At 71.8% G+C, this 25,212-nt stretch carries 24 protein-coding genes; 12 read left to right on the top strand and 12 right to left on the bottom strand.

The annotated features are described in order from the left end of the window. Positions 1-62 precede the first annotated feature (62 nt). Both ACFXDE_RS24755 and ACFXDE_RS24750 read right to left on the bottom strand, forming a co-directional pair. Positions 63-254 (bottom strand): e9imm peptide, encoded by a 192-nt coding sequence (locus ACFXDE_RS24755; RefSeq protein WP_380496959.1) that lies wholly within the window; start codon positions 252-254, stop codon positions 63-65. Positions 255-633: 379 nt separating this feature from the next. After that, positions 634-1,050 carry a hypothetical protein gene (locus ACFXDE_RS24750; protein ID WP_380496958.1) on the bottom strand — a complete coding sequence of 139 codons (417 nt, stop codon included), beginning with the start codon at positions 1,048-1,050 and terminating at the stop codon, positions 634-636. Positions 1,051-2,054: 1,004 nt separating this feature from the next. Between ACFXDE_RS24750 and ACFXDE_RS24745 the strand changes: the two genes are divergently transcribed. The 6 genes from ACFXDE_RS24745 (at position 2,055) to ACFXDE_RS24720 (ending at position 8,661) form a co-directional block, all read left to right on the top strand. After that, on the top strand, positions 2,055-3,446 hold the full coding sequence (locus tag ACFXDE_RS24745; protein WP_380496957.1) for an MFS transporter: 1,392 nt from the start codon (positions 2,055-2,057) through the stop codon (positions 3,444-3,446). A 55-nt stretch (positions 3,447-3,501) separates the two neighbouring features. After that, positions 3,502-5,421, top strand: coding sequence for a helix-turn-helix domain-containing protein (locus ACFXDE_RS24740; protein ID WP_380496956.1), 1,920 nt, complete (start codon positions 3,502-3,504; stop codon positions 5,419-5,421). Between the two features lie 102 nt (positions 5,422-5,523). Further along, complete coding sequence (gene lipB, locus ACFXDE_RS24735) at positions 5,524-6,321, top strand: lipoyl(octanoyl) transferase LipB (protein WP_380446950.1); 798 nt, start codon at positions 5,524-5,526, stop codon at positions 6,319-6,321. Positions 6,322-6,496: 175 nt separating this feature from the next. Next, the gene (gene lipA / locus ACFXDE_RS24730; protein ID WP_380496955.1) at positions 6,497-7,450 is read left to right on the top strand and encodes a lipoyl synthase; all 954 of its coding nucleotides are present in this window, start codon (positions 6,497-6,499) and stop codon (positions 7,448-7,450) included. Between the two features lie 212 nt (positions 7,451-7,662). Next, positions 7,663-7,854: a hypothetical protein gene (locus ACFXDE_RS24725; RefSeq protein WP_380496954.1), complete on the top strand. Its 192-nt coding sequence runs from the start codon at positions 7,663-7,665 to the stop codon at positions 7,852-7,854. A 108-nt stretch (positions 7,855-7,962) separates the two neighbouring features. After that, positions 7,963-8,661 (top strand): DUF4191 domain-containing protein, encoded by a 699-nt coding sequence (locus ACFXDE_RS24720; RefSeq protein WP_380446955.1) that lies wholly within the window; start codon positions 7,963-7,965, stop codon positions 8,659-8,661. Positions 8,662-8,805: 144 nt separating this feature from the next. Here ACFXDE_RS24720 and ACFXDE_RS24715 read toward each other — a convergent pair whose 3' ends face one another. Next, complete coding sequence (locus ACFXDE_RS24715) at positions 8,806-9,273, bottom strand: RDD family protein (protein ID WP_380496953.1); 468 nt, start codon at positions 9,271-9,273, stop codon at positions 8,806-8,808. Between the two features lie 275 nt (positions 9,274-9,548). Between ACFXDE_RS24715 and glnA the strand changes: the two genes are divergently transcribed. Beyond that, positions 9,549-10,961: a type I glutamate--ammonia ligase gene (gene glnA, locus ACFXDE_RS24710; RefSeq protein ID WP_380446960.1), complete on the top strand. Its 1,413-nt coding sequence runs from the start codon at positions 9,549-9,551 to the stop codon at positions 10,959-10,961. A 108-nt stretch (positions 10,962-11,069) separates the two neighbouring features. On the opposite strand, the gene ACFXDE_RS24705 is transcribed toward glnA, so the two are convergent. The 3 genes from ACFXDE_RS24705 to ACFXDE_RS24695 form a co-directional block, all read right to left on the bottom strand. Then, entirely contained in the window at positions 11,070-12,434 is a 1,365-nt protein-coding gene (locus ACFXDE_RS24705) for a hypothetical protein (protein WP_380496952.1), read from the bottom strand. A 265-nt stretch (positions 12,435-12,699) separates the two neighbouring features. Continuing rightward, complete coding sequence (locus tag ACFXDE_RS24700) at positions 12,700-13,737, bottom strand: PP2C family protein-serine/threonine phosphatase (RefSeq protein ID WP_380446964.1); 1,038 nt, start codon at positions 13,735-13,737, stop codon at positions 12,700-12,702. A gap of 252 nt (positions 13,738-13,989) precedes the next feature. Then, a complete protein-coding gene (locus ACFXDE_RS24695) occupies positions 13,990-15,207 on the bottom strand; it encodes a cytochrome P450 (RefSeq protein ID WP_380496951.1) in 1,218 nt (405 codons plus the stop codon). 230 nt (positions 15,208-15,437) lie between these two features. On the opposite strand from ACFXDE_RS24695, the gene ACFXDE_RS24690 reads away from it, so the two are divergent. Then, positions 15,438-15,794, top strand: coding sequence for an arsenate reductase family protein (locus ACFXDE_RS24690; RefSeq protein WP_380446968.1), 357 nt, complete (start codon positions 15,438-15,440; stop codon positions 15,792-15,794). 22 nt (positions 15,795-15,816) lie between these two features. On the opposite strand, the gene ACFXDE_RS24685 is transcribed toward ACFXDE_RS24690, so the two are convergent. Then, positions 15,817-16,287, bottom strand: coding sequence for a pyridoxamine 5'-phosphate oxidase family protein (locus ACFXDE_RS24685; protein WP_380446970.1), 471 nt, complete (start codon positions 16,285-16,287; stop codon positions 15,817-15,819). 95 nt (positions 16,288-16,382) lie between these two features. On the opposite strand from ACFXDE_RS24685, the gene ACFXDE_RS24680 reads away from it, so the two are divergent. Both ACFXDE_RS24680 and ACFXDE_RS24675 read left to right on the top strand, forming a co-directional pair. Then, complete coding sequence (locus ACFXDE_RS24680) at positions 16,383-16,931, top strand: DUF1697 domain-containing protein (protein ID WP_380446972.1); 549 nt, start codon at positions 16,383-16,385, stop codon at positions 16,929-16,931. Between the two features lie 121 nt (positions 16,932-17,052). After that, positions 17,053-17,598: an FHA domain-containing protein gene (locus ACFXDE_RS24675; RefSeq protein WP_380446975.1), complete on the top strand. Its 546-nt coding sequence runs from the start codon at positions 17,053-17,055 to the stop codon at positions 17,596-17,598. Positions 17,599-17,676: 78 nt separating this feature from the next. Here the strand turns inward: ACFXDE_RS24675 and ACFXDE_RS24670 are convergent, their stop codons facing one another. Next, positions 17,677-18,639: a DUF1152 domain-containing protein gene (locus ACFXDE_RS24670; RefSeq protein ID WP_380496950.1), complete on the bottom strand. Its 963-nt coding sequence runs from the start codon at positions 18,637-18,639 to the stop codon at positions 17,677-17,679. Positions 18,640-18,703: 64 nt separating this feature from the next. Here ACFXDE_RS24670 and ACFXDE_RS24665 point away from each other — a divergent pair, with 64 nt between their 5' ends. Next, on the top strand, positions 18,704-19,321 hold the full coding sequence (locus ACFXDE_RS24665) for a DUF6891 domain-containing protein (protein ID WP_380496949.1): 618 nt from the start codon (positions 18,704-18,706) through the stop codon (positions 19,319-19,321). Positions 19,322-19,524: 203 nt separating this feature from the next. Here ACFXDE_RS24665 and ACFXDE_RS24660 read toward each other — a convergent pair whose 3' ends face one another. After that, on the bottom strand, positions 19,525-20,259 hold the full coding sequence (locus ACFXDE_RS24660; RefSeq protein ID WP_380496948.1) for a hemerythrin domain-containing protein: 735 nt from the start codon (positions 20,257-20,259) through the stop codon (positions 19,525-19,527). A gap of 241 nt (positions 20,260-20,500) precedes the next feature. Beyond that, a complete protein-coding gene (locus tag ACFXDE_RS24655; RefSeq protein ID WP_380446984.1) occupies positions 20,501-21,559 on the bottom strand; it encodes an alpha/beta hydrolase in 1,059 nt (352 codons plus the stop codon). Between the two features lie 379 nt (positions 21,560-21,938). Here ACFXDE_RS24655 and ACFXDE_RS24650 point away from each other — a divergent pair, with 379 nt between their 5' ends. Continuing rightward, a complete protein-coding gene (locus ACFXDE_RS24650) occupies positions 21,939-22,736 on the top strand; it encodes an SDR family oxidoreductase (protein WP_380496947.1) in 798 nt (265 codons plus the stop codon). Between the two features lie 57 nt (positions 22,737-22,793). Here the strand turns inward: ACFXDE_RS24650 and ACFXDE_RS24645 are convergent, their stop codons facing one another. Both ACFXDE_RS24645 and ACFXDE_RS24640 read right to left on the bottom strand, forming a co-directional pair. Next, positions 22,794-23,015, bottom strand: coding sequence for a hypothetical protein (locus tag ACFXDE_RS24645; protein ID WP_380446987.1), 222 nt, complete (start codon positions 23,013-23,015; stop codon positions 22,794-22,796). 114 nt (positions 23,016-23,129) lie between these two features. Then, entirely contained in the window at positions 23,130-24,800 is a 1,671-nt protein-coding gene (locus ACFXDE_RS24640; protein WP_380496995.1) for a carbohydrate-binding module family 20 domain-containing protein, read from the bottom strand. Positions 24,801-25,212: the final 412 nt, after the last annotated feature.

Raw genomic sequence — 25,212 nt, 5'->3', positions numbered from 1 at the left:
TTTCTTGTATCGCGCTGAGGCCGCTCCGGCGCACGCTTGCGCTCGCCGAACAGTCGTCATTCTCACAGCGCGAACGGCCGGTAGGCGAGGGCGAGTTCGACAACCTCAGCCGCTGTCGGCTCCGGCCCGTCGGGCCAGTAGATCAAGTTGCTGACATAGCCACTCGGACAGCCAAGACCCCTGTCCAGCGCCTCAAGTGCGCGGTCGATCTCGGCGTCGTCGGCGCAGTCCCCATCCATGATCTTCTGCACCATCGCAACAGCCGACACACGAGTCATCACCGCTCCAGCCACCCCCTCCGGAATAGTGAGACCTTAGCGAGCTATGTGATCGACCGGCCAAGCCCCAAACCATGCTCGCCGCCTCCCCCAGGTGCGCAGGAAGTCGGCTGGGCCGACTTCCTGCGCGTAGCACGGGCTGTCGGCATGAAGGCCGGAAGTAGAACGCTTCGGAGCCCGGCCGACGCGAGGAGTAGCGGCCCTGCGACTTCCGGTGCTGCTTCGGTGGGCACCGAAGCAGCACCGGAACGGGCAACAGGAGCGAGAGTGGTCAGGCTCGACTGGTTGTGGGGTTTAGGGCTACACAGCTGACGCCGTTGGTCACGCGGGGCATCGTTCCGCGTCGCAGCAATGGTCAGGCCGTGTCGCGCTCCGCAGCCGACGATGAGAGTGGCTGCTCGTCGCGGCTCTCCGGGGTGAAGGCATCGCGGCGGGCGAGAGTCACCGACAGGGGCAGGCCCAGCCGCTCGGCCGCGCGTCGCCGGACACGCACCTGCGCTTGGGTTCTGGGCCGGAACGAGGGAAGCTTCGAGCAGCCGCAACCCGGCCGGTGATCGTAGGTCAGCCCCTCCGCGAGCACGGTGGCAACGACGGACCACGCCTTCGTGTCGCGTCGCCGGGGCGCGGCGAAGTCATAGCCGGCGAAGACGAGCTGCTCACGACAGCCGGGACAGATGCGCTTCCGGATCGGCCACGTACTGCCCTTGAAGGAGAGCCGGCACGCAACGCACGCGTAATGCCGGAAGGCGCCGTTGAACGCGTGGTAGCACATGGTTCGACAGACTACGCATCGGCTGCGGACAGGCCCAGCGGACCGGTGATGCCCGATCTTGGCCAGTCAGTGCCCATCAGTCGCTGAAGCGCACAAGCAAACGAGCGATCCGCCCCTCTGCGACTCCCCCAAGTGCGCAACTCCCCCTTCCTGCGTGGAAAGTCGGCCGGGCCGACTTCCCACGCAGAGCGCGAGGCATCGACGTGAACGTCTACTTGAGGCCGGCAACGTCGCCGCTTCGGTGCTGCCGAAGCGGCGCCGAGACAAGGCGACAGAAGTAGGAAGACGGGCTGGTGAGCTCAAGTCCGAACCTCTGCGCAGGAAGTCGACCAGTCCGACCTCCTACGCAGAAAGGGCGGACACCCACCGGTGCCACTTCGGCGAAGCGACACTGGCACGAACCGCGCCTCGCCCGTCTGAGGCTTCCCTTCAACGCGCAGCCTCTTCTTCCGCATGGGAAGTCGGCTCCGCCGACTTCCTGCGCAACATCATGAGTAGATCGAAAACGGTCTGGGCCTGCGCGGGAAGCGCAGGCCCAGACCGTTTCTGGTCGGCAACGAGACAAGGCAGCCGGGCAGGAGTAGCGGGAAGGCTGGTGAACGTCCTCTTGGCGGACAGCACTAAGCCGGCACCGCCCTTCGGGCTCAGACCCCTTTCTGCATGGGAAGTCGGCCATGCCGACTTCCTGCGCACAGCGTGGGCCGTCGGCCCGGCCCGATCTTCGTCGGCAACCTCGCTGGAACGTTTCTTCTCTTCCCGACCCTGCGACTTCCGGTGCTGCTTCGGCGGGCACCGAAGCAGCACCGGAACGGGCAACTGGAGCGGGAGCAGGGGGTGGGGGGTGCGGGGCGAGGGGTGGGCAGCGGTCCTCTCGGGCTGGGCTGGTTATGGGGTGGAGGGCTGCAAGATGCCGGTGGACTATGTGGGTTGGGCACATGGGCCTCGGGCGCCGGGCTTCCTACGTTGTGGCGACATCGTCGTCCCCGGACCGGAAGTGGTGACCCATGGCAGCATCGGTTGAGAGGCGCTCACTCCCTCGGGTAGTGGCGGCGAGTCTGATCGGGACCACCATTGAGTGGTACGACTACTTCCTGTACGGAACAGCGGCTGCGCTCGTGTTCGGGAAGGTGTTCTTCCCCAACAGCGATCCGCTGACGGGCACGCTCCTCGCGTTCCTCACGTACGCGATCGGCTTCGCCGCGCGGCCGCTCGGGGCGCTGGTGTTCGGGCACTTCGGGGACCGGGTCGGGCGCAAGCGGCTCCTCGTCGTGAGCCTTCTGCTCATGGGCGGATCCACCACCCTCATCGGGGTGCTGCCCACCTACAGCAGCATCGGTGCCGCCGCGCCCGTGCTGCTGACGGTGCTTCGACTGGTGCAGGGGTTCGCGCTCGGCGGGGAGTGGGGCGGGGCCGTCCTGCTGGTGTCGGAGCACGGGGACCAGCGCCGGCGCGGCTTCTGGGCCTCGTGGCCGCAGGGCGGCGCGCCGGCCGGGAACCTGCTGGCGGCCGGGGTGCTGTCGCTGATGACGGCGGTGCAGTCGGACGCCGCGTTCCTCGCCTGGGGCTGGCGGGTGCCGTTCCTGCTGTCGGCCGTGCTGGTGGGCGTGGGCATGTGGATCCGGCTCGCGGTCGACGAATCACCGCTCTTCCAGGCCGCGTTGGCCGCGCAGAAGAACCGCAAGACCGTCGAACAGCCGCCGCTGGTCGCCGTCCTGCGGCACCACTGGCGGGAGGTCCTCGTCGCGATGGGGGCTCGCATGGCGGAGAACATCTCCTATTACGTGATGACCACATTCGTCCTCGCCTACGCCGTCAGCCACGCGCACTTCACCAAGCAGACCGCGCTCAACGCCGTACTGATCGGCTCGGCCATCCAGTTCGCCCTGATCCCGCTGTTCGGCGCGCTGTCGGACCGCGTCGGCCGCAAGCCGGTGTACCTGGCGGGCGCAGTCGGCGTCGGGGTCTGGGCGTTCGTCTTTTTCGGCCTGGTGGACGCGAAGTCGTTCCCCGCCCTCGTCGTAGCCGTCACGGTAGGCCTGGTCTTCCACAGCGCGATGTACGCGCCCCAAGCCGCCTTCTTCTCCGAGATGTTCGCCACCCGGATGCGCTACTCGGGCGCGTCGATCGGGGCCCAGTTCTCGTCCGTCGCCGCGGGGGCGCCGGCTCCCCTCATCGCCACCGCGCTCCTCAAGGACTACGGCAGCCCCACACCGATCGCCGTGTACGTGGCTGCGGCGGCGGCGCTCACGGTGCTCGCCGTCCTCTGCGCACGCGAGACGAAGGGACAGGACTTGGCAGAGACCGACGCCGAGACCGACGCCGAGACCGATGCCGAGACCGACGCCGAGGCCCCGGCGGCCGATACCACCCCGGTCGGCAAGCCCGCCACCGCGTGACGGCCCAGCCGCTACTATCGCGCTCCCGCCCCACTGCCGATTGGCGGCACGCACCATGAACGACCCCCAGACCGGCGCCGCGCCCGCCCTGCGGCAGCTGCTCGACCTGCTCGGATCCGGCGCCGCCACCGAGGACTTCGCCGAGGTGCTGGCCGACGCCCGCCGCCGGGGGGCGCCGGCCGCGGTGCTGCAGGAGATCGACGACGCCACCTGGCAGGCCCTGCGGGTGCACCGCACGCTGCGCCAGCACCGGCGCCGCGAGGCCGAGTTGACGGCGCTGTTCGACACCGCCGGCGACCTCGCAGCGTCCCGCGACCTGGACACCGTGCTGCAGGCGATCGTCCGCCGCGCCCGCCTGCTGCTCGGCACCGACACCGCCTACCTGACCCTCCCGGACGAGGCCGCCGGCGACACGTACATGCGCGTCACCGACGGCTCGGTGTCCGTCCTCTTCCAGACCCTGCGGCTCAGCCTCGGCGACGGCCTCGGCGGCCTGGTCGCGCAGACCGCCCGCCCGTACGCGACCCCCGACTACCGCACCGACGACCGCTTCCACCACACCGGCACCATCGACGCGGGCGTGCTCGACGAGGGCCTGGTCGCGATCATCGGTGTGCCACTGCTGCTCGGCGGGCAGGTCATCGGCGTCCTCTTCGCCGCCGACCGCTCGCCGCGCGCCTTCTCCCCCGACGAGGTCGCGCTGCTCTGCTCGCTGGCCGCGCACGCCGCGATCGCCCTGGACACCGCCAAGTCGCTGGCCGACACCCGTGCCGCGCTCGCCGAACTGGGCGCCGCCAACGAACTCGTCCGCGCCCACTCCGCCGCCGTCCAGCGCGCCGAACAGGCCCACGACCGGCTCACCGACCTCGTCCTGCGCGGCGCCGAGGTGCCGGACGTCGCCGCCGCCGTCGCGGCCCTGCTGGACGGCGAGATAGCGGTCCTGGACGCCGAGGGCGAGCCGCTGGCCGGCCGCGTCGCGTCCGCCGCCGGGCTGGCCGAGGCGATCGCGGCCTCGCGCGCCGAGGGCCGGTCCGTCCGCCACGGCGGCCTGTGGGTGTGCGCCGTCCTCGCCGGGCAGGACGCGCTCGGCGCGATGGTCCTGCGCGGCCGGCCCGGCCTCGACGACGCCGACCGCCGACTGTTCGAGCGGGCCGGCGTGGTCACCGCACTCCTCCTGCTGCTGCGCCGCTCCGTCGCCGAGACCGAGAACCGCGTCCGCGGCGAACTGCTCACCGACCTCCTGACCGCCCCCGACCGCGACCCCGCCGGGCTCACCGCGCGCGGCCGGCGGCTCGGCGTCGACCTCGGCCGCCCGCACCTCGTCCTGGTCGCCGAACCCGCCGGGGCCGCCGGAGCCACCGGGAGCGCCGCCACCACCGACCGCGGCCGGCTCGCGGGCGCGGCCGGGCGCTACCTGTTCGGCTCCCGGGGCATCGCCGCCGAGCACGGCGAGGCCGTCGTCCTGCTGGTGCCCGACGGCGGCGACCCCGAGGAGACCGCCCGGCAGGCCGCCGAACGGCTGGCCCGGCTGGCCGGCTTCCCGGTGACCGTCGGCGCGGGCCGCCCGGCCGCGGGCCCGCCGGCGATCGCCGCCTCGTACGCCGAGGGCCTGCGCTGCCTGCGGGCGCTGCGGGTGCTCGGCCGCGCGGGCGAGGGCGCGTCGGCGCGGGCGCTGGGCTTCCTCGGGGTGCTGCTCGGCGACGGGCACGACGTGGACGGCTTCGTCGGCGCGACGCTCGGCCCGCTGCTCGACTACGACGCCCGGCGCGGCACCGAGCTGGTCCGCACCCTCCGCGCGTACTTCGACTGCGGGGGCAGCCTGACGCGGGCCAAGGACGAGCTGCACGTCCACGTGAACACGGTGGTCCAGCGGCTGGACCGGGTCGAGGCGCTGCTCGGGCGGGACTGGAACGTGCCGGAGCGGTCGCTGGAGCTGCAGTTGGCGCTGCGGCTGCAACTGCTGGCGGAGGCGTGAGTCCACGGTGAGGGGTGGGGGGCGGACGGCTGACGGGTCCGATCGGGCTTGGGCGTACAGTGGCGAGGTTGGTCTCGAACGCCCGGCAAGGAGCGGCAAACGGTGAGCGAGAACGTACGTTTCGTTTCGTTGGGCATAGGCGAGCGCACGGTGCCCTACCAGGAAGCCTGGGAGGAGCAGCAGCGCCTGCACGCGCTGCGGGTCGCGGACGAGATCCCCGACACCGTGCTGCTGCTGGAGCACCAGTCCGTCTACACGATGGGCAAGCGCACCAACCCGGCCGACCTCCCGCTGGACGGCACGCCGGTGGTCGAGGTCAACCGGGGCGGGGAGATCACCTGGCACGGCCCCGGCCAGCTGGTCGGCTACCCGATCGTCAAGCTGCCCGACCCGATCGACGTCATCGCGTACGTCCGCCGGCTGGAGGAGGCGCTGATCCGCGCCGCCGCCGAGTTCGGCGTGGGGACCACCCGGGTCGAGGGCCGCAGCGGTGTCTGGGTGCTCGGCGACACCATCCCGGACGCGGTCGTGGACCCGTCCCAGGTGGTCGACATCGGCAAGCTCACGCTGCGGCTGGGCCTGCCGCTGGGCATCGACCCGCGGCTGGCCGGCCCCGAGTACGCGCCGTCCAACGCCGGGCAGCGCGGCGACGACCGCAAGCTCGCCGCGATCGGCGTGCGCGTCGCGCGCGGCGTCACGATGCACGGCTTCTCGCTGAACTGCGCCCAGGACATGACCTTCTTCGACAAGATCGTGCCGTGCGGCATCCGGGACGCGGGTGTGACCTCGCTCTCCAACGAGCTCGGCCGCGAGCTGTCCGTCGGCGCGGCGCTGCCGGTGGTCCAGCGGCACCTGGCGGACGTGCTCGCCGAGCTGCCGGAGCCCGCGCTCAGTCGCTGAGGCTCCCGGCCGCGGCCCCCGACGACCCGGGACGACCCGGGACGACCGGTGATCACCGGGGAATCTACTGGCCGGTAGCTCTGTTGCCCTGCGATTGCAGGGCGGCACGCCCGGCGAAGCCCGTACAACCACAGGCGTACCCTGGGGGTACCCCGTCTAGTTCTAGGAGTCGCACGTGTCCGCTGTCGCACCCGACGGCAGGAAGCTGCTCCGCCTGGAGGTCCGCAACAGCGAGACCCCCATCGAGCGGAAGCCCGAGTGGATCAAGACCCGCGCGAAGATGGGCCCGGAGTACAACGCCCTCCAGTCGCTGGTGAAGAAGGAGGGGCTGCACACGGTCTGCCAGGAGGCCGGCTGCCCCAACATCTTCGAGTGCTGGGAGGACCGCGAGGCGACCTTCCTCATCGGCGGTGACCAGTGCACCCGCCGCTGCGACTTCTGCCAAATCGACACCGGCAAGCCCGCCGAGTTCGACCGGGACGAGCCGCGCCGCGTCGCCGAGTCCATCGTCACCATGGACCTCAACTACGCGACCATCACCGGCGTCGCCCGCGACGACCTGGAGGACGGCGGCGCCTGGCTGTACGCCGAGACCGTGCGCCAGGTGCACGCGATGACCGCCGACCGCGAGGCCGGCCGCACCGGCGTCGAGCTGCTGATCCCCGACTTCAACGCGGTGCCCGAGCAGCTTGCCGAGGTCTTCTCCTCCCGCCCCGAGGTGCTCGCGCACAACGTCGAGACGGTCCCGCGCATCTTCAAGCGGATCCGCCCGGCGTTCCGCTACGAGCGCTCGCTGGACGTCATCACCCAGGCCCGCGCGGCCGGGCTGGTGACCAAGTCCAACCTGATCCTGGGCATGGGCGAGACCCGCGAGGAGGTCAGCCAGGCGCTGGCCGACCTGGTCGGCGCCGGGTGCGAGCTCATCACCATCACCCAGTACCTGCGGCCCTCGCTGCGCCACCACCCGGTCGAGCGCTGGGTGAAGCCGCACGAGTTCGTCGAGCTCCAGCAGGAGGCCGATGAGCTGGGCTTCGCCGGGGTCATGTCGGGCCCGCTGGTGCGCTCCTCGTACCGGGCCGGCCGGCTGTACCGGCAGGCGCTGGAGCGGCGCGAGCAGGCGTCGGTCTGAGAGCAGTCCTGAGCGGTCCTGAGCCATCGGAAGGGCGGAGCTTCGGCTCCGCCCTTCCGTTTTCACCAGGTTTTGACCGCCGGATCACGGACTGGTAACACGGGGTGGTGACGATGGACCCGACGAGGCCGTTCGGCCCTTGGCCGTTCGGTCCGTCGTCGTTCGGTCCGTCGTCGTTCGGTCCTTCTCAGCCACGAGGGGAGTTGCCCGGGATGCGCATGCGGATCCGGTCGGTCGGAGTTGCGGTGCGGTTCGCCGAGAGCGTCCTGATGGCCGGCGGGCAGCGGCACGCCCGGCGCAACGCCTGGGCGGCGGTCTGCGAGAACCGCCGGCACGCGGCGGACCGGCACCACGACGACGCGGCGCCCGCGGGTGGTGCGGCGGCGCAGCCGGCCCGGAGCTGACGGAAGCGGGCGTTTCGTCGCTGTCAGCGACGACTGCCCGGCACACGGGTCACGGTTCGGTGCGAACGGGTACCCGGGCTTGGAGTTCCCGTACCCGTGGCACGTACCATGAGCGTTATGGCGAGGGAAACATCCGAGAACCCCGGGCGGCTGAAGCAGATCCGCCAGGCGTACATCATGACCAAGAAGGTCGACACCAAGATCGGCCTGATCATCGCCGGCGTCGGCCTGCTGACCTTCGGCGTGTTCCTCGCCATCGGCTTCGCAATCGACCACCCCGTCTATCTGGGCATCCTGGGCTTCATCGTGGCCTTCCTGGCCATGGCGATCGTCTTCGGGCGCCGGGCCGAGCGCGCCGCGTTCGGGCAGATGGAGGGGCAGCCGGGCGCCGTCGCGGCGGTGCTGAACAACATCAAGCGTGGCTGGAGCTCCAACTCCACCCCGGTTGCCGTCACCCGCAACCAGGACGCGGTCTACCGCGCCGTGGGCCGGGCCGGCATCGCGCTGATCGGCGAGGGCAACCCGAACCGGGTCCGCCAGCTGCTGGCGTCCGAGAAGAAGAAGATGGCCCGTGTCGTCGGCGACGTGCCGGTGCACGACATCGTCGTGGGCAACGGCGAGGGTGAGATCCCGCTGAAGAAGCTGCAGATCCACCTCATGCGCCTGCCCCGCGCCATCACCCCGGCCCAGGTCACCGAGACCAACGACCGCCTGCGCGCGCTGGGCGACCTGCTCTCCAAGGCGCCGATCCCCAAGGGCCCGATGCCCAAGGGCGCCCGGATGCCCAAGGGCGGCCAGGTCCGCTGATCCCCTCCCCCGTCGACACGAACGGCCCCGCCACTCCTCTGGAGCGGCGGGGCCGTTCGGCGTTCGCGGGCCTCGGCTAGATCCGGGCCTCGGCTAGATCCGGGCCTTGACCAGATCCGGGCCTCGGCTAGATCCGGACCTCGGCTAGATCCGGACCTCGATGGTGCCGACCGCCTTGTCGTGCAGGCCGCGGGTGTCGCGGTCCCACACCAGCGGCGGCACCAGGAGGCAGAGCAGCAGCGTGCGCAGCAGCACCTGCGGGATCGTCGCGCGGCGGCCGTCCAGCCGGACCACCCGCAGACCGAACAGCCGCTTGCCGACCGTCGTACCGGAGGTGGCGAGCAGCAGTGCGGTGACGCCGAAGAACAGCGGCGTCGTCCACAGGTTGGCCGAGGACGCGGTGCCCTTGCCGAGCAGTCCGTAGGCGACCAGGGAGACCAGCCAGCCGTCCACGAACAGGGCGCCGATCCGGCGGCCGGGGCCGGCCATCGAGCCGGGGCCCTCCTTGGGCAGTCCGAGGCGCTCGCCGCGGTAGCCGAAGTCGGCGCCCATCTTCTCGGCGGCCGCCTTCGGGCCGTCGATCCACGATCCCAACGCTTCTCTGGTGTCCACGAATCCACACTAACCGGGCGGTCGCCGCGCGCCGCCACCGGCTCCCCCGTCGTCCGCGAGCCTTCCCCGACCGAGTGAATCCCGGTGACCGGGCTTACCGAATGGTCCAGACCACTTATCGGAAGACCTGCAGGCCGGTGGGGTGTTTTGCCCTGGACCGTACGACTTTGCCGCCCGTTCGGCGGGTGTGGTTAACATCTAGGAAACGAGCGGGTCACCGGTCGGAAACGGACCGTTCCTAGGGTGAGCCGCATTCGCACGCCGAGGAGGATGCTTTGTTCAACAACGCCGCCGAAGTGAAGCAGTTCATCCAGGACAACGACGTCAAGTTCGTCGATGTCCGCTTCTGCGACCTGCCGGGCGTCATGCAGCACTTCTCCGTACCTGCGGCGACCTTCGACCCGTCCGAGACCCTGATGTTCGACGGTTCGTCGATCCGCGGCTTCCAGGCCATCCACGAGTCCGACATGGCCCTCGTCGCGGACCTCGCCACGGCCAGGCTCGACCCGTTCCGGGCCGAGAAGCACCTCAACATCAACTTCTTCATCCAGGACCCGGTCACCGGCGAGGCCTACAGCCGCGACCCGCGCAACGTCGCCAAGAAGGCGGAGGCCTACCTCGCCTCCTCCGGCATCGCCGACACCGCGTTCTTCGGGCCCGAGGCCGAGTTCTACGTCTTCGACTCGGTGCGGTTCGACACCAGCGCGAACGCGTCCTTCTACCACATCGACTCCGAGGCCGGCGCCTGGAACACCGGTGCGGCCGAGGGCGACGTGCGCGGCTACAAGGTCAAGTACAAGGGCGGCTACTTCCCCACCCCGCCGGTCGACCACTTCGCCGACCTGCGCGCCGAGATGTCGCTGGAGCTGGCCAAGTCCGGCCTGGAGGTCGAGCGCCAGCACCACGAGGTCGGCACCGCCGGCCAGGCCGAGATCAACTACAAGTTCAACACCCTGCTGCACGCGGCCGACGACCTGATGCTGTTCAAGTACATCATCAAGAACGTCGCGTGGCGCAACGGCAAGACGGCCACCTTCATGCCGAAGCCGATCTTCGGCGACAACGGCTCGGGCATGCACGTCCACCAGTCGCTGTGGACCGAGGGCTCGCCGCTCTTCTACGACGAGCAGGGCTACGCCGGACTCTCCGACACCGCCCGCTACTACATCGGCGGCCTGCTGCGGCACGCGCCGTCGCTGCTGGCGTTCACCAACCCCTCGGTGAACTCCTACCACCGCCTCGTCCCGGGCTTCGAGGCGCCGGTCAACCTGGTCTACTCCCAGCGCAACCGCTCGGCCGCGATCCGCATCCCGATCACCGGCTCCAACGCCAAGGCCAAGCGCATCGAGTTCCGCGCGCCCGACCCGTCCTCCAACCCGTACCTGGCCTTCTCGGCGATGCTGATGGCCGGCCTCGACGGCATCCGCAACAAGATCGAGCCGCTGGAGCCCGTCGACAAGGACCTCTACGAGCTCGCTCCCGAGGAGCACGCGAACGTCCCGCAGGTGCCCTCCTCCCTCCCGGCGGTCCTGGAGGCCCTGGAGGCCGACCACGAGTACCTCCTCGCGGGCAACGTCTTCACGCCCGACCTGATCGAGACGTGGATCGACTTCAAGCGCACCAACGAGATCGCCCCGATCGCCCTCCGCCCGCACCCGCACGAGTTCGAGCTGTACTACGACCTCTAAGAGGCACGTCCCGCCCGCGGAATCGCGGGTGGATCCACTCCCGTATGTGCAGGCCGACGATCCGTCGGCCTGCACATACGTCGTTCCGGGGTCCGGCGGCGGGGCGGTTCAGACCTTCCTGCCCAGCGTGTCGGTCTCGGCCAGGATCGTTCCGGTGACGGCGAGGTTGCCCTTGATCGTCATCCCGCCCATACCCGTGCCCGCCGAGACGCAGTTGAGCTCGTCGATGTGGACGTAGATGCCGTTGTGGAGCTCGAGCACGCCCTCGATGTCGCCGCCTCCGGAAACCGACAGCCCGTTGTACACCTGAACCCCGCTGTCGGTGGCTTCCAGCGCGCGCTCGCCTTCGTCGCTGACCTCCAAGCCGCCTTGGACGACGAGGCGGCCCTTCACCCGTCCCTGGCCGGCGAGCAGGTCGTCCAGGTCGGCCTTCCCGGCCTTGACGGTGCCCAGGTCGTTCTGCCCGTCCCGGACCCGGATTCCGGCCTTCGGGAAGTCGATCCAGCCGTCGTCGGAATCGCGACCGTGCACCGACCCGGTGTTCACACGGTCCACGTCCGCCGTACCGGCCGTGACGGTCCCCCGAGCGCCGGTCCCGTTCCGGATCTCCACCCCTTCCGGGGAGAAGTCGACGCGGCTCCTGCTCGGCGTCCCCTCGACCCACGGAGTGCGCGTCCCGCCGTCGAACTCGGGGACGAGCGCATGGACCGTGGTGGTGAGGAAGTAGCCCTGCGACTGTTGCCCGGCACCGGCCGTCCCGGCGATGAGGACGTAGGTGGTGCCTCGCTTCGGCGGGGTGGGTGGCGACCAGGTGTAGGACTGTTGAGTCACCTGCGGTCCCTTGGCCGCCGACTGGACGGGCAGCTCGTTCCCTTGCGGATCGCGGATCCAGTAGTCGAGGTTGTCCGGCCCGTCCCACCGCAGAACGACGTTCCGGCCCGCGTCCACGTCCACCAAGGAGTTGCTCTCCGGGCGGAAGTTGCGCGGGATCCTCGGAGCCTGTTTCACCACCCCGAGAGTGGTGGTGAAATTCGCCCGCCGGATGGGGATGTTGTCGTCACCGCCGCCGGACCGCTCGTGGATCTTCAGGCGGACCGGTCCCGCCAGGTCGGAAACGGGGATGTTCTCCAGGACCAGGACCAGCGACTCCTCGTCGGGCAGGGTCAGCCTCCCCCCGGAGGGGGCATGCGCTCTGAAGCGGCCGAGGGTGCCGTCCCAGCCGAAGGTCGGGTCTTCCTCCCGCCAGACCGTGTAGTCCTTCTCGATGCTCGCACTGATCGCCGTCGGATCACCCGTCAGGTCGTCGCGGCCGCTGCCCACCGGTATCTCCACGTCGATGAAGTCCCACTTCACCTCGGACTGATGGGTGTTGGAGACGATCACGTACACCGTTCCCACCGACGGTGCCCCCGGCAGCGACGCTTGCAGCGAGGTCGGATCCGTGACGACGGCGTAGTGCAGCAAAGAGGGCACGATGAGGACTCCCTACCTCGGCGTTTCACACGATGCGGACGGAAGACACGCAGTGGAGGCTCGGTGTTGGCGGGTGCACGATCGGTGCGGTGACAGCATCGCGCGGGACGCTGGAAGTTCCGGGGCAGGCGTACGGCGCCGATACCAACAGGATTGTACGGATGGGCAGTTGAGGATCCACGATCCTGTATGACTGGCTCGAACACGGCCCCTGGTGACCGAAAGCCGAAGCAGAGGACACGCGCGGTACGGAGCCCGGCCCGGGTCAGGTGGGCTCGGGGGTGAGGGCCAGGAGGGCGAGGTCGTCGGCGAGGAGGCCGGCGTACTCGTGGACGTCCTGGGCGAGGAAGGCGACCACGCGGTCCGGGGACGTCGTGCCGAGGGCGGCGAGGCGTGGGGCCAGGGGGTAGAACGTGCCGGTGGCGTCGCGGGCCTCGCTGACGCCGTCGGTGTAGAGCAGGACGGTGCTGCCCGGCGGCAGGGCCACGGCGGTGGGCTTGCCGTGCTCGTCGGCGGGCGCCAGGTTGCCGAGGCCGAGCGGGAGTTCGTCGGGGCAGGCGATCGGGGTGATGGTGCGGCCGGCGAGCAGCAGCGGGGTGGTGTGGCCGCGGTTGACGATCTCCACGCAGTCGGAGCCCGGGCGGTACTGCAGCAGGACGGCAGTGGCGAACAGTTCGTCGTCGCCGCGGTCGGCGGCGTCACGGAGCACCGCGCGGTCCAGCTGGTCGGCGATCTCGACCAGGTCGGGGGTGTCGTGCGCGGTGGCCCGGAAGGCGCCCAGCACGTCCGCCACCGTCCGTACCGCGCCGAGGCCCTTGCCGCGGACGTCGCCGAGCAGCACCCGCACGCCGAAGCGGGTGTCGCACACCTCGTACAGGTCGCCGCCGACCAGCACCTCGGCCTGGGCCGGGCGGTAGAGGCCGGCCACCCGCAGGCCGCCGGCGCGCTCCGGGACCGGGCGCAGCACGGTGCGCTGGAGCGTCTCGGCGACGGTGCGGGCGTGCAGCAGGTTGCGGTTCTGCCGGATCCGCTGCCAGGACAGGGCGGTGCCCATCACTCCGGAGAGCAGCGTCGCGATGTACACCCAGACGTGGTGCTGTTCGTCGATGTGGCCGGCCCGCAGGGCGAGGACGAGCTGCAGGGCGACCGAGCCGACGGTGGTCGCGGCGGTCACCGCCGGGCCGTAGCTGAACGCCGCGACGACGGGCAGCGCGGTGAGCAGGAACCCGGCGGCGACGGCGTCCGGGACGATCGCCTCGGTGAGGAGGTCCAGGACGAGCAGCAGGACGGGGAGCCAGGGCACCCAACGCGGCACCCTGGATTCCACGGCCGCCCGGAACGGCGGGCGGGGCGCTGCGGGCACGGCGGGAACCTCCTGGACCACCGGGCGGAATGACCCGGTTCGTCCCTCCATGCTCCACCACGGTGGACCCCGCCACGAATGGTCGAACGTCCCGGATGCATGCGGTCAGGGGCGGGCGGCGGAGGGTGACGGGCGGAGGGCCGGTCGGCGCAGGGCCGGTCGGCGGCGGAGGGTGACCGGCCCCGGCGGGGGTCAGCGGACGGTGACCGGGAGCGTCTCGTAGCCGCGCAGGACCAGGCGGTCGCGGCGGGTGGGCACGCCGCCCGGGGCGAGCCGGGGGAAGCGGTCGAGCACGGCCGCGACCGCGATCTCGGACTCCAGGCGGGCCAGCCGGGAGCCCAGACAGAAGTGCGGCCCGGCGCCGAAGCTGAGCGGCTGGCTGCCGGTGCGGGTCGGGTCGAAGACCTCCGGGCGGTCGTAGCGGGCCGGGTCGTGGTTGGCGGCGCCGATCATGACGAGCACCGTGCTGCCGGGCGGCGCGGGCAGGTCGTCGACGGTGAGGCCCTCGGCGAGCGCGATCCGCGAGGTCAGCTGGACCGGTGCGTCGTAGCGCAGCACCTCCTCGGTGAAGGCGGCCGGGGAGAGCGCGCCGGTCCGCAGGGCGGCGGCCGTGCCGGGGTGGCGAAAGAGCAGGGCGAGGCCGTTGCCGAGCAGGTTGGTGGTGGTCTCGAAGCCGGCCACCAGGAGGAGCACCAGGTTGGCCAGCAGCTCGCGGCCGGTGAGGCGCGCGGGGTCGTCCGCGGCGATCCGGGCGAGGTCGGTGACGAGGTCGTCCTGGGGGTGGCGCAGACGCTCGGCGACCAGCCCGGTGAAGTACCCGGCCAGCTCGTCGGCGGCCTCGTCGGCGACGTCGAGCTCGGCCGGGTCCTGGACGAACTCCAGGGCGACGGTGAGGTCCGCCGCGAGGCCGCGGAAGAGGTGGCGGTCGCCCTCGGGGACGCCGAGCAGCTCGCAGATCACGCCGACCGGGAGCCGGTGCGCGAAGGCGTCCATGAAGTCGACCGGCGAGCCGTCCGCACCGGCCCCGGCCATCTCGTCGAGCAGCCCGGCAACCGCGGCCTCGACGGCCGGCCGCAGCGCGGCGACCCGGCGGGCGGTGAACACCGAGGCGATCAGCGAGCGGACCCGCGCGTGGTCGGGCGCCTCGCGTTCCAGGATCGAGCGGCCGAACAGGTCCAGCGAGGAGTGCTCGGCGAACTCGGGGGCCAGGCCGGCCTGCATCTCGGGGGTGGCGACGCCGAAGCCGGGGGTGCGCAGCACCCGGTCGGCGGTGCCGTGGCCGAGCGCCAGCAGGAAGCCGGGCCCGGCCGGGGCGGCACCGCCCAGCTCGTGCGCCCGCGCGTACAGCGGGTACGGATCGGCCCTGCCCTCGCTGGTCAGAAGGTGCTCGACGATCGCCGCGCCGTCCATCCGCTGCTCCCCTCCCCGGCCGGTGTCCCGGGCCCGGACCGCTGCTTCCGGCTCGTGAACCACCGCCGGGCGCCCGGGAGTTCCCGGGGCACGGCCGGTTCGGGTCCGCGGCCCGGACCGGGAGCGCGGCCGGGTCGGGTCCGCTGTCCGGGCGCGCGGCCGGTTCGGGTCCGCGGCCCGGGCCGGAGCGCGGTCCCTCGGGCACGGCGGCGCTCGGTAGGGTGGGCGGCATGGAGATCTGGATCAACCCCCGCTGCGGCAAGTGCCGGTCGGCGCTGACCGAGCTGGAGGCCGCCGGGGCCAAGTACACCGTGCGGCGCTACCTGGAGGACCCGCCGAGCGCGGCCGAGCTGGAGGCGGTGCTGGAGCGGCTCGGCCTGGAGCCGTGGGACATCACGCGCATCGACGAGCAGGTCGCCAAGGACCTCGGGATGAAGCAGTGGACCAAGGAGCCCGGCGACCGGGCGCGCTGGATCGCGGCGATGGCCGAGCACCCGATCCTCATCCAGCGCCCGATCATCACCGCGGACGACGGCCACGCCGTCGTGGCCCGGACCCCCGAGGCGGTCAAGTCCGTCCTGCCGTAGCGCGGCCCGGCGCCCGGGCCGGTCAGTGGAGCATGGTGCGCTCCACCGGCCGGCCGGGGTGCCAGCTGAAGACCCACAGGTGGCCGTCGGCCAGGCCGGTGTGCACCACCTGCTCCAGGTCGAGCCGGAACGCGTGGAACGGGCCGGGCGGCGGCTCGGGCAGATCGGCGACGTAGGCGGTGAGCTCGGCCTCGTCGGTCAGCTCCACGGCGCGGCCGGACAGCTTGGAGTCGCCGCCCGCCATGGTCTCGTCGCCCGGGTGCGAGTGCAGCGCGAAGCGGCCGTCGCGCTGGAGGTCGCGGGCCTTCATCGAGCCGTACATCGACCCGAGCATCGCGTCGGCGCCGATGAAGTCGACCTCGCTGCCGCTCACCCGGGGCGATCCGTCCTTGCGCAGCGTCGCCAGGACGTGGTGCTTGTTGGCCTCGAACCGGGCCCGTACCAGGGGCGCGATGTCGGGGGCCTCCTGCTCGAAATCCTGCCAGGTAGCCATGGCGCCAGTCTGGCACCGGGTGCTGACAACCGCCCCGCCCGCCGCCCCCCGCCCGCCGCGAAGGCCTTGTCGGTGGGCGGTGCCAGACTGGCCGGGTGACCACCACGACCACGTACATCGCGTTCCTGCGGGCCATCAACGTCGGCGGCCGCACCGTGAAGATGGAGCGGCTGCGGGCGCTCTTCACCGAGCTCGGGCTGGCCGGCGTCCGCTCGTACATCCAGACCGGCAACGTGTTCTTCACGACGGACGAGCCGGACCGCGCCGCCCTCACCCGGCGCATCGAGCGGCACCTGGCGGAGTCGCTCGGCTACCCCGTCCCGGTGATGCTGCGCACGGTCGACGAGGTGGCCGCCCTGCTGGCGGCCGAGCCGTTCCGGGGCGTCGAGGTGACGCCGGACGTCCGGCTGGTGATCGCCTTCCTCTCCGAGCCGCTGCCCGCGGACCTCGCCGCGCCGCACACCTCGCCGAAGGGCGACTACGACGTGCTCGGGGCGGACGCCGGCGCCGCGTACGTCGTGGTGCACCTGAAGGACGGCAGGTGGGTCACCAACGACCTGTTCGACAAGCGCTACCAGGGCTCGGTCACCTCCCGCTTCCTGCACACCACGGAGAAGATCCTGGCCGCCGCCAGGAAATCCTGACCGACCGGCGGAACCGCCGGCCGCCCGGTGGTGTCCTGCTTCCCGGGGGGGAGGCGGGAACACCGGGCGGCTGGCGGCCGGAACCTGGACAGCCGGGCACGGCGCCGCCGACAATCGGGACATGACGCAGCCTGAGATCCGGACGCACGCCGTCCGGCCGTCCGAGGACGAACGGGACCGGGCCCTCGGGGTACTGCGCGACGGCGCGGGCAGCGGCCGGCTCTCGCACGACACCTTCCTCGGCCGGATGGAGGTCGTCCTCCAGGCCACCAGCCGCGCCGAGTTGGACGCCGTGATGGCCGACCTGCCCACCGGTGGCCCGGTGGAGCGGTTCGTGCTGCGGACGGTGGGCCGGATCTCCGCGTTCGGCGAGCGGATCGGCCGGGCCTGGCGCATCGAGAGGCTGCCCGGACTGAACCTCCCGCAGGCCGGCGCGACGCAGCTGACGATCGGTCGGATCCCCGGCTCCGGGCTGCGGCTGCACGACGCCTCGGTCTCCCGCCACCACGCCGAACTGCGGCACGAGGGCGGCGGCTGGGTGCTGTACGACCTCGGCTCGACCAACGGCACCCACGTGAACGGGCACCGCATCGCGGGCGGTGTCCGGGTGCGCCCGGGCGACCAGGTCCGGTTCGGCAACCTGGAGTTCCGCCTCGCGAACGGCTGAGCCCACGGCTGAGCCCACGCATGAGCGCACGGATGGGCGCACGGCGGGGCGCACGGCGGGGCCGGCGAGCCGCAGCGGTCAGTGCGGGAACTGCCGGGGCGGGCGGAGCTTCGGCAGCTCGTCCTGGAACTCCCCGACGACGGTGCTGATCTGCCGCGTCAGCACGGTGCGTTCGAGCCGGTCCAGGTAGCGGTGCTCGGCCGCCAGGGCCTCGACCGTGACTCCGAAGTAGATCGCCATCAGCGGGTTCACGAAGAGCTCGCCGTCCTTGGTGCGGTCGGTGAAGCGGACGTCGCCGAACTCGCCGCGCAGCGCCGCCGCCACCGAGCCGTTGACGATGCTGGGGTGCTCGGGGAACGCGGCCCTGGCGTGCTCGACGGCGTCCAGGTAGAGCGCGCCCTCGCGGCTGTCGCGGGGGACGGAGAAGGCGCCGAGGTAGCCGCCGGCCCGGTCGAGGGCGGCGAGGTTCTCCAGCACCAGCGAGTGGTTGACGCCGTGGTAGGCGTCGACACCGAAGCCCAGGCAGGCGACCAGGCGCTCCGGCACCTCGGTGAGGCCGGCCACCGCGCCGAGGCTGGCCATGTCCTCCTCGGGGGTGCCGAGCCCGGCCTCGTCGCCGCGCATCAGGATGTCGGTGCCGCCGTCGACGAGGAGGACCGCGTCGACGCCCAGGTGGCCGATGAGCAGCCGGTAGGCGTCGCGCAGCGGTTGGACGCCGACCGAGGGGAACGCCCAGACGGTGTCGGGCATGCCGTGCAGGTGCAGCCAGCGGGCGAGGGTGCGCTCCGGGAAGTAGCCCTCAGGGGCCGCGGTGTCCGGGCCGATCCTGGCCACGTCGGGCCCGAACCACACCTCGCCGGGCAGGCCGTAGAGGTGGGTGAAGGAGAGGTTGGCCAGGTGCACCTCCTTGCCGGCGGCGCGCAGGGCGAGCGCGATGGGGAGGCCGGCGTAGACGTCGAAGCCGCCGCCGGCGCCCGCGACGAGGATGCGGTCGGCGGCCAGCAGGCGGGTGATCAGCGGGGGTTGCAGCAGCGAGGTCACCGCCGGGACGGTAGCAGGCCCGTGCGACCGGGGCGCTGTCGGTGGCGGGTGCGAGGATGCGGGCATGACGCAGGAGACGCCGATGCCCGAGCTCGACCCCGAGGTGCTCAGCGAAGCCCGTGACCGGGCCCGCGAGTTGATCCGGTGCGGCTTCCAGGAGCCGGACGAGATAGCCGGGTCCCTGGCCGAACTCCTCGACGACCAGGGGCTGACGGAGGAGGAGGCGGAGCTGATCGTGGCTCCGCTCTGGGAGGAGCGGCTGGCCGAGCAGGCCGGCTGGCCCGAGGTCACCGACGTGGACCGGCTGGGCGCGGCCTTCGACGCGCTGGAGGGGGAGGGCGTCGTCGCGGCGATGGACTTCACCTGCTGCGCGAGCTGCGGCTACGCGGAGATCGGCGACGAGGCCGACGAGGACTCGCGCGGTTTCGTGTTCTTCCACCAGCAGGACACCGAACGCGCCGCCGCCGGGCAGGGTCTGATGCTGCGCTACGGCGGATTCCGGGCGGCCGGCGGGCCGGACGGGGAGGGCTCGGCGGACGCGGCGGCGCTCCGGACGGTGGGGATCGGGCGGGAGGTGGTGGCCGCGCTGACGGCGGAGGGCCTGTCGGTGGAGTGGGACGGCTCGCCGGACAGGGCGATCCTGGTCGCCCCGCTGGAGTGGCTGAACCGCCTGCCGGAGTAGCCGCCCACGCGTGCACCGCATGCCCGCGCGTGCCCCGCATGCCCGCGCCTACCCCCGCATGCCCAGGCGTGCCCCGCATGCCCGCGCCTACCCCCGCGTGCCCACGCGTGCCCCGCCTGCGCCGGGGCCCGTAGGCGGGTCACCGCATATGCCCGTGACACTGCCACGCGCGTAGATCGACGGCCTGCGAAAGGGCCCCGGGTTCAGTCGGGAAGGATCCCCCAGTCGCCCACCGGCCCCCACAGCGGCGAGGTGCAGCGCTCGTAGGTCGCCCGCCAGTGCGGCCAGGAGCGGGCCACGTCGTCGTCGCACTCGGCCAGCAGCCGGTCGACGACGGACGGCTCCACGCCCTCCAGCAGCCAGGCCAGCGCGTCGGCCGAGCCCGGGCCGTCGGCCGAGCGCAGCAGGGCCAGCAGCTCGGGCAGGCCGCCGACCCGCGAGTTGTCGGCGAACACCCCGGCCATCCGCGGGAGCAGCTGGCGCTCCTCGATCCGCAGGTGCGTCTCCAGCCGGGCCGCCAGGTCCTCGATCGCGTACGCCACCGGCCAGACGCTCCCGGTGTCCCGGCTGGCGATCCGGACCAGCGTGGTGACCCGGGTGAACGAGTGGTCGAGGTTGTGGTGGTCCGCCTCCAGCCAGTTGAGCAGCAGCCGCAGCTCGGGCGCGAAGCGGCGCACGATCGGCCAGATCCGGGTGTCCTGCTGCTCGTGGTGGCAGGTCAGCATCGCCGTCACGAAGTCCCAGTGCCGCAGCAGCGCCTCGCCCTTGGCGTCCTCGCCGGGCTGCAGCAGCCGCAGCGCGTTGGGCAGGCGGGCGAGGTCGCGGCGCAGCGCGGCGTGCACCAACCGCAGCCCGGCGAAGCGGACCGCCTGTGGCTCCTCGTCCTCGGTCCGCTCGGGTGCGGTGGCGGACGGCGGCGGCAGCAGGTGGATCGGCATGGCACTCTCTTCACGAATCGGCGGGTCGTGCGGATCACGGCCCCCGGAAGGCGGCCCCGTTCACTGTGCGTGCAGTCGATCAGAGGTGAATCAATGTCCGATTGACGCGCAGGTCACAGCCTTTTGCGCGGCCCGGCCGACGGCGGTGCCGCACGGCCGGGGAGAGTGCCGGATTAAAAGAACCGCCGGTGCCGGGGATCGCTCCCCCGCACCGGCGGTCGGTGTGTCCGCACGGACGGCGTCAGTCGGCCGCCGGGCCCGCCAGGTTCTTGGTGAGCCACTGCAGCGTGTCCGGGATCATCTTCTTGAAGTCCGAGGTCAGGTGCTTGCCGCCGGGCTGCTCGTAGTACTCGATGGCGACCGGCGGGGCGGCCTTGGCCACCCAGCTCTTGACCACGCCCTTCTCGTAGCCGTTGGCGCCGCCGGCGGTGACCAGCATCTTCACGTCGGCCTTGCCCTGGGTGACCAGCACGTCGGGGTTGTTGGCCATCCGCTCGGCGTCGTGGCCCTTCCACAGGTGGGAGTCCGGGATGAAGTAGCCGTCGATCGGGACGGCGGCCTTGTACACGTCGGGGTACTGGAGCGAGAGCTTGGCGCTGCAGAACCCGCCGGTGGAGGCGCCCATGATGCCCCAGCTGTCGCGGCCCTTCAGGGTGCGGAAGTTGGCGCGGACCCAGTCCGGGATGTCCTGGGCCATCCAGGTCGCCATCTTGGGCTGGCCGGGGATGTCGGAGCAGTCCAGCGCGTTGTTCTCGTCGCTGTTGAAGTTCTGCACCGGCATGATCATGATGAACGGGTGGGCCTTGCCGGCCTTGACCAGCTGCTCGTCCTCCTCCTGGATCGGCAGCTGGTTGTCGGTCCAGGTGTTGTAGCCGTTGCTCTGGCCGCCCGCGTAGAGGGTGAGCACCGGGAAGCCGGTCTTCGCGTACTTGGGGTCGTTGTACTCGGGCGGCAGCCAGACCCACACCTGACCGGTGACGCCGGACTTCGGGCCGGCCAGCTTGGTCATCATGATCGGGCCGGCGGCGGTGTCGCGGACCTTGGTCAGCGAGGGCTGGCCGGTCGGCATCTGGACCTTGCCGCCCGAGGCCGGGGCCGCGCCGGTCGGCGCGGGGGCGCCGGTGGCGGCGGCCGGGTCGCCGGGGACCGAGCTCGTGCCGGCCGCGCTCGGGGTGCCGGCCGCCTTGGCACTGTCCCCCTTCCCGCCACCGGAGCTCCCGCAGGCGGCGAGCGAGGCAGCCAGGGTGAGCACGGCGGCACCGGTCAGGACGGCGCGGGAACGGGACGACTGCCTAAGCACGGTGAGGACTCTCCGACCGATGACGCGCCCGGGCCGGCTGGCCGGGCGGCGGCCCCCGGGTGGGGCCGGACAGGCCCGGGGGCGCCTCGGCGCGGCCCCCGGAAGTGCGGCTCGCCGCAGCGCGCCGTCCTGCGATCTTATGACGTGGGCCGGGGCGGGCCGGTTGCGCGTCGGCCACCGGAAATCCAATGTTTGTTCGCGATCAGGTAAAACCCCTCACATGTCCCGTGCGGCCCCCGCCGGACGGCGGGGTGCACAGCGGACAATGCGCCGGGCGACGCGATCTTTGGGTCCTTGCACCAGTGACGGCGGCCCCGCCGATCGGCGACGATCGGCTCAGAACCGAGCCGGCTCGGACCCGAGAACGAGGAGCGCCGCCATGTCCCAGCAGACCGCCGCCGACACCGGAACCGCCGCCGGCACCGGGACCGCCCTCGTCACCGGGACCGCCGTCGTCACCGGAGCCGGCAGCGGGGTCGGCCGGGCCGTCGCGGTCGAGCTGGCCGCCGCCGGCTGGCGGCTGGTCCTGGCCGGGCGCCGCGAGGAGCCGCTGCGGGAGACCGCCCGGCTGGCCGGCGGCCCGGCCGCCGTCGTGCCGACCGACGTCACCGACCCGGCGGCGGTGGACGCGCTGTTCGCGGCCGCCGCCGAGCGCTTCGGCCGGGTGGACCTGCTGTTCAACAACGCGGGCGGCTTCGGCCCGGCCGTCCCGGTGGACGAGCTGGCGGTGGACGCCTGGCGCGCGGTCGTCGACCTCAATCTGACCGGCGCCTTCCTCTGCGCCCGGGCCGCCTTCCGGCAGATGAAGGCCCAGGACCCGCAGGGCGGCCGGATCATCAACAACGGCTCGATCTCCGCGCACGTCCCGCGCCCGCACTCGATCGCGTACACCGCGACCAAGCACGCCGTCACCGGGCTGACCAAGTCGCTCTCGCTGGACGGCCGCCCGTACCGGATCGCCTGCGGGCAGATCGACATCGGCAACGCGGCCACCGACATGACGGCGGCGATGAGCGCCGGGGTGCGGCAGGCGGACGGGCGGATCGCGCCGGAGCCGACGATGGACGTGGCCGACGTCGCGCGCACGGTGCGGCACATGGCGTCGCTGCCGCTGGAGGCGAACGTGCAGTTCGCGACGGTGATGGCGACCACGATGCCGTACATCGGACGCGGCTGACCCACCACTGTCACGTCACTCGTCACTCGTCACGCGTCACTCGTCACTCGTCACTCGTCACTCGTCGTGCGAGTGGCGGTAGCGCAGCTCCCCGCCCTCCCCGCCCAGCCGGTAGACGCTGGTGGTGGGCCAGTACTCGCCGCTCTCGGCGCTGGGCAGCCGGACCCGCAGGAGCATGCGCAGCGAGGGCGGCGGGGCGGCGGCGTTGACGCGTTTGCGGTGGCCGTCCCAACGCCCGCCGCAGAGTTCGACGTCGAGGACGACGGGGGTGGTGCTCATCCCGCGATGGTGCCAGCGCTTTCGCCCGAAACGGGGGTTTGAAACAGTCGGTCCACCCGCAGGAGGGATCCCCGTCACACCGCGCTGACGCGGCCGACGGGGATCCCCGACCCGCTACGGCCGCCAGGTGTCGTTCAGCGCGACCGTCCCCGAGGAGGGCACCGTCGCCGTCCGGTTGGCGCCGGACTCCCAGGTCACCGCCCCGCTCGCGTCCTTGCGGACGTACTTGTACTGGAAGGACGTGCCGGCCGGCAGGGACAGCGCCAGCGACCAGACCGGGTAGCCGGAGGACGAGAGCGGCAGCGCCTTGGCCGGGTCCCAGGCGCCCAGCGCCGGGTTGTCGCCGACGACGTAGACGTTCTGGCCGTACGAGGTCGTCGCGTTGACGTTGAACGACGCGCCGGAGGCGTTCGTCCCGGACCGGACGTACAGCGCGACCGCGTCGCCCGCGCCGACCGTCGCGGTGAACTGCCCGTTCGCGCCGACCTGGTAGGTCGGGCCGGTGCAGCCGCCGCCCGGCTGCGGGTCGCCGTGCTGGACGTCGCAGTAGGTGCCGGCGGGCAGGCCGGTCTGGAAGGTCTGGGTGATCGCGCCGGTCTCGTGGTTGATCGCGACGTAGCCCCGGTTGCCGCGGCCGAAGGCGATCGCGTTGTTGCCGTTGGACCACCAGTCGGTGACGCCGGTGCCGGCGACGGCGTTGCGGAAGCCGACCATGTTGGCGATCTGCCGCCAGGCGTGGGTGCAGTTCCAGCCGTCCTGGTAGCAGGCGTTCACGGTGCCGCCGTTGGGCGGGCCGTCGTCGTTGTTGGTGAACGCGTAGCCGGAGTAGACGTTGGGCGAGCCGTAGGTCGAGGCGAGCAGGAACACGTTGGCCAGCGTGTAGGTGTTCCCGTAGGTGTAGTTGAGGGTTGAACCGTTGCGCTCGGTGTCCCAGTTGTCGATGAAGCTGCGCGCCTGGCCGCTCGGCAGGTAGCCCCAGGAGGCGCCCCAGCCGTTGAGGTTGGCGAGCTTGTCGCCGGTGAAGACGCGCTTGAGGTCGGTGCCGACGCGGAACTCGTCGACGTCGCCGTTGCCGGTGTACTCGGACGGCTGGATCGGCTCGCCGGCTCCGTAGATCACCTCCTGCACCCAGAAGGCGTTGGGGTTGGCCATCTTCGCCTTGATCGCGGCCAGGTCGGAGGCGGCGATGTGCTTGGCGGCGTCGATCCGGTAGCCGTCGACGCCGAGCGAGGCCAGGTCGTCCATGTAGTGCGCGATGGTCTGCTGGACGTACGCGCTGCCGGTGTCCAGGTCGGCGAGGTTGACCAGCTCGCAGTCCTGCACGTTGGTGCGGTCCTGGTAGTTGCTGACCGGCTGGCGGCAGGTGTGGAAGTCCTGGTCCTGGTAGACGCCGGGGTAGGTGTACTTGGTGTAGGCGGTGCCGCCGGTGCCGGTGCCCGAGCCGGCCGTCATGTGGTTGATCACCGTGTCGGCGACGACCTTGACGCCGGCCGCGTGGCAGGTGTCGACCATGTTCTTGAACGAGGTCCGGTCACCGAGCCGTCCGGCGATCCGGTAGCTGACCGGCTGGTAGGAGGTCCACCACTGCGGGCCCTGGATGTGCTCCTGGGGCGGCGAGACCTCGACGAACCCGTAGCCCTTCGGGCCGAGGGTGCTGGTGCAGGCCTGGGCGACGGAGTCGAAGCGCCACTCGAAGAGGGTCGCGGTGACGTCCTTGCCGTTGTCGGCGGGCGGGGCGGCCTGGGCGGTGGGGGCGCCGAGGCCCGCGGTGAACGAGAGCGCCAGCGCCGCCGAGGCGGCGAGCGCTCCGGCCGCGCGGGCGGGCCGGCGGGTCCCCCCGGCCGAAGGCCGGGGGAGGGTGGGGGCGGTGGTGACCACGTCGTCTCCAAGGGGGGCGGCTGGGGTGGGGCAGCCAAGGTGCAGGAAGTTTCTGTAACTTGCCGGAAACTTGCAGCGAACTTAGAGCCGCCGGGAGACACCGTCAAGGCACGGGACGAAACGTTTCCGCATCAGTAGCCGCAGCCGTCGGAGAACCGGGACACGACGAGGGCCCGGCAGCCGCCTCGGCTGCCGGGCCCCGCCTACCGACCGAAGGTCAGCCGGTCTGGATGGAGGTGTCGTCGATCACGAAGCTCGTCTGCAGCGAGGCGTCCTCGGTGCCGGTGAACTTCAGCGTGACGCTCTTGCCCGCGTACGC

It is taken from the genome of Kitasatospora sp. NPDC059408, assembly GCF_042751525.1.
In the GTDB taxonomy this organism is placed as follows: domain Bacteria; phylum Actinomycetota; class Actinomycetes; order Streptomycetales; family Streptomycetaceae; genus Kitasatospora.
The sequence above is the reverse complement of the archived record's forward strand: the minus strand, read 5'-3'. Positions and strand labels throughout refer to the sequence as shown.